Genomic DNA, 4,296 nt, shown 5'->3' on the forward strand with positions numbered 1-4,296 from the left:
ACGAGCCCGTCGGCCGGCCGGCGGCGGCCGTGCCGGGGGACGGCGAGGCGGTGCTCGGCGGCGGTCCGGAGGCCGGGATCGAGTGCGTGCCCACGCTGCCCGGAACCGTGACCGACCACGCCTCCTCGCTGCGCCACGAGTTCCGTTCGATCCGGCACCTGTTCTGGCACGGTCGCCCGGCGCAGGGCCTGGCTGCGCTGGAGCGGTTCGCGGCGGGGGGCGCGGACCCGGCCGGGGTGGCCCGGCTGCGCACCTGGCTGACCTACTGGTACCCGTCGCTGCTGCCGACCGCTCCGCCGGCCGCGACCGGCTCGGCCGCGCCGGCCGCCCTGGGACCGGCTGCGGCGGCTGCCGCGGACCTGCGGTCCCACCTGGGCGAGGGCTCGCGGCTGCTGGCCGCGCTGCTCACCGGTGCGGTGCAGCCGGCCGAGGCGGTACCCCAGGCGGAGCTGGTCCTGCGGACCGGCAGCCTGGGAGGGGTGCCGATGGAGTCGTTGACCGCCGCGCTCACCGTGCTGCTGTACGCCGACCGGGCGGACCGCGCGGCGCACTGGTGCGCGGCGATCGCGGGCCGCACGGGGTCGCGCTGCGGTGCCACCTGGCAGGCGCTGTTCGCCGCACTGCGGGCCGAGACCGCCCTGCGGCAGGGGGAGTTGCGCACTGCGGAGGAGGCGGCCCGGGCCGCCTTCGGCAAGGTGCCGCCGTCGGCCTGGGGGGTGGCGGTGGGCCTGCCGCTGGCCACCATGGCCGCCGTCCGCACCGCGCGCGGCAGCCACCAGGACGCCGCGCACTACCTGGCCCGGCGTACCCCGGAGGGCATGGAGCACACGCCGGCCGCGCTGCACCACCGGTACGCGACCGGCAGCCACCTGCTCGCGGTCGGCCGGGCCGAGGAGGCGCTGGCGGAGTTCCGGGCCTGCGGCGACGCGATGGCCCGCTGGGGGCTGGACCACCTGCCCGCCATCGCGCCCTGGCGGATCGGCGCGGCACAGGCCCAGTTGGCGCTCGGTCGGCCGCACGCCGCGATCGCGCTGGCGGAGCAGCAGCTCGTCCGGCTCGGCCCGGTCGGGCAGTTGCGGCTGCGGGGCATGGCGCTGCGGGTACGGGCCGCCGCCGGCGCGCCCGGTGAGCGCACGCCGCTGCTGGAGCAGGCCGTGGGCTGCTTGGAGGAGGCCGGGGCGGAGGTCGAACTGGCGGCCGCACTCGCCGAGTTGAGCCAGGCGCACGCGAGCGACGGCGATCCGGAGCGGGCCCGGCAGACCGATCGGCGGGCTCGTCGGACACCGGCGCTCGCGGTGGTGCCGGCGCGGCAGTCGGTGCGTGACGAGGCGGTGCGCGAGCAGGCCCTGCGGGAGGGAGCCCTGCCGGATTCGGTACCGCGGGATTCGGTGGTGCGGGACTCGGCCGAGCGGGCCGGTGCCCAGCGGGTGACCGAGAGCCTGTCGGAGGCCGAGAGCCGGGTGGCCGAGCTGGCCGCGCGCGGGCTGTCCAACCGGGAGATCGCCCGCAAGCTGTACATCACCGTCAGCACCGTCGAGCAGCACCTGACCCGGGTCTACCGCAAGCTCGGGGTGCGCCGCCGGGTGGACCTGGGCAGGCTGCTCGGTCCCGCGGCCGGCCATGGCCACGGCGGCGGGCCCGGCGAGGAGCTGGCGCTGGTCGGTAGGGGTACGACAGGGGTTGCCTAGGGGCCCGGCGGGCGCGCTGTCGCGGAACGCTTCGGGGGACGCAAGCAGTCTCCCTTCAGGAGTGACCCGCCATGGCTCGCCAGGAACCCTTCGACCCGTCCGTGCCCGACGCCGGCTCCCCGCAGGCTGTCGCCGTGGTCGGTGTCGCCTGCCGGCTGCCGGGTGCGCCGGACCCGGAGGCCTTCTGGCGGCTGCTCGATTCAGCCGGCAGCGCGGTCGGCGTCCGCCCGCCGGAGCGGTTCGCCGCGGGCGAGCAGCCCAGGGCGGGCGGCTACCTGGAGCAGATCGACCGGTTCGACCCCGAGTTCTTCGGGATCTCGGCGGCCGAGGCCGCCGCCGCCGACCCCCAGCAGCGGCTGGTGCTGGAACTGGCCTGGGAGGCGCTGGAGGATGCGGGCGTGCTGCCCGCTGCCGCCGCCGGCCGCCGGGGCGGTGTCTTCGTCGGCGCGATCGGCGGCGACTACGCGGCGCTAGCCGCCCGCGCCGGCGCGATCTCCCGGCACACCCTGACCGGCCTGAACAAGGGCGTGATCGCCAACCGTGTTTCCTACGCCCTGGACCTGCGCGGGCCGAGCCTGACGGTGGACTCGGCGCAGTCCTCCGCGCTGGTCGCCGTCCACCTGGCCATCGAGAGCCTGCGCAGCGGCGAGTCCGAGTTCGCCCTGGCGGCCGGGGTGAACCTCAACCTGGCCCCCGACTCGACGCTGACCGTGGAGCGGTTCGGCGCACTCTCGCCGGACGACCGCTGCTACACCTTCGACGCCCGGGCCAATGGCTACGCGCGCGGCGAGGGCGGCGTGCTGCTGGTGCTCAAGCCGCTGGTCCGGGCGCTGTCCGACGGGGACCGGGTCTACGCGGTGCTGCTGGGCAGCGCCGTGAACAGCGACGGCGCGACCGACGGACTGACCGTGCCGAGCGCGGCCGCGCAGGGCGAGGTGGTGAGCCGGGCCGTCCGGCAGGCCGGGGTGGCCCCCGAGCGGATCCAGTACGTCGAACTGCACGGCACCGGAACCCGGGTGGGCGACCCGATCGAGGCCGCCGGCCTGGGCGCCGCGCTCGGCACCGGCCGGAGCGCCGGTGCGCCGCTGCTGGTCGGCTCGGCCAAGACCAACGTGGGGCACCTGGAAGGGGCGGCCGGCATCGTCGGCCTGCTGAAGACGGTGCTGTCGGTGCACCACCGGCGGCTGCCGGCCAGCCTCAACTTCGCCGAGCCCAACCCGGACATCGCGTTCGACCGGCTCGGCCTGCGGGTGCGGACCGAGTCCGGCCCGTGGCCCGAGCCGGGGCCGGGTCGGGCGCCGCTCGCCGGGGTGAGCTCCTTCGGGGTGGGCGGGACCAACGCGCACGTGGTGGTCTGCGCCGCACCCCTGCCGCCGGAACTCCCGTCCGCTGCTGAGATCCCGTCGGGTGATGGTGTGCCAGCCAGGCAGTCGTCGGCCTCGGCCGGCGTCGGGGCGGGGCCGGTGCTCTGGCCGCTCTCCGCGCGCACGCCGGCCGCCCTGCCCGAGCAGGCCGCGCGGCTGCGGGAGTTCGTCGCGCAGCGGGCCGACGCCGACCCGGCCGGGATCGGCCGGGCGCTGGCCACCACCCGGACCGCCTTCGAGTACCGGGCCGCCGTGACCGGCGCCGACCGGGCCGAACTGCTGGACGCGCTGGACGTACTGGCCGAGGGCGGGCAGGCCGCGGGGGTGGTCCGAGGCCGGGCCGCCGGCAGCGGCGGGCGGACCGTGCTGGTCTTCCCCGGCCAGGGCGCCCAGTGGGACGCGATGGCCCGCGAACTGCTCGTCACCTCCCCGGTGTTCGCCGCCGAGCTGGCCGCCTGCGAGGAGGCGCTGGCCCCGCACACCGACTGGTCGCTGCTCGACGTGCTGCGCGGTGAGCCCGGCGCGCCGGGGCTGGACCGGGTGGATGTGGTGCAGCCCGCGCTGTTCGCCGTGATGGTCTCGCTGGCCGCGCTGTGGCGCGCTGCCGGGGTCCGTCCGGACGCGGTGATCGGGCACTCCCAGGGCGAGATCGCCGCCGCGTACGTGGCCGGCGCACTCTCGCTGGCGGACGCGGCGGCCGTGGTCGCGCTGCGCTCGCAGGCGATCGCCGGCCTGGGCACCGAGCGCCCCGGGGCGATGGCCGCCGTGCCGCTGCCCGCCGAGCAGGTCGCCGAACGGCTCGCCGAGTGGCCCGGACAGATCGGCGTGGCGGCGGTCAACGGCCCGGCCGCCACCGTGGTTTCCGGCGACCGCGCGGCGGTCGAGGAACTGGTCGCGCGGTACGCGGCCGAGGAGGTGCGGGCCCGGCTGGTCCCGGTGGACTACGCCTCGCACTCCCCGCAGGTCGAACCGCTGAGCGAGACGCTGCCCGCGCTGCTGGCCGGCATCCGGCCGCAGGCCGCCGGCACGAGCGGCATCGCCTTCTACTCCACGGTGACCGGCGGCCTGCTCGACCCGGCCGAGCTCACCGGCGACTACTGGTACCGCAACCTGCGCGGCACCGTGCAGTTGGAGCGCGCCGTCCGGGCCGCCCTGGCAGACGGGCACCAGGGCTTCGTGGAGAGCAGCGCGCACCCGGTGCTCACCGTCGGACTGGAGCAGATCACGGCCGGCGCGGCCGCCGT

Annotated in this window: 2 protein-coding genes; both read left to right on the top strand. The window is 77.2% G+C overall.

What is annotated here, in order from left to right:
- The coding region (locus AA75_RS39485; RefSeq protein ID WP_233289396.1) for a LuxR C-terminal-related transcriptional regulator at positions 1 to 1,688 on the top strand (1,688 nt) is incomplete at its 5' end.
- Between the two features lie 71 nt (positions 1,689 to 1,759).
- Positions 1,760 to 4,296: type I polyketide synthase (locus AA75_RS51245; protein WP_199520527.1), on the top strand; the 2,537-nt coding region annotated here is incomplete at its 3' end.

It is taken from the genome of Kitasatospora sp. MBT63 (genome assembly GCF_000710465.2).
Lineage (GTDB): Bacteria > Actinomycetota > Actinomycetes > Streptomycetales > Streptomycetaceae > Kitasatospora.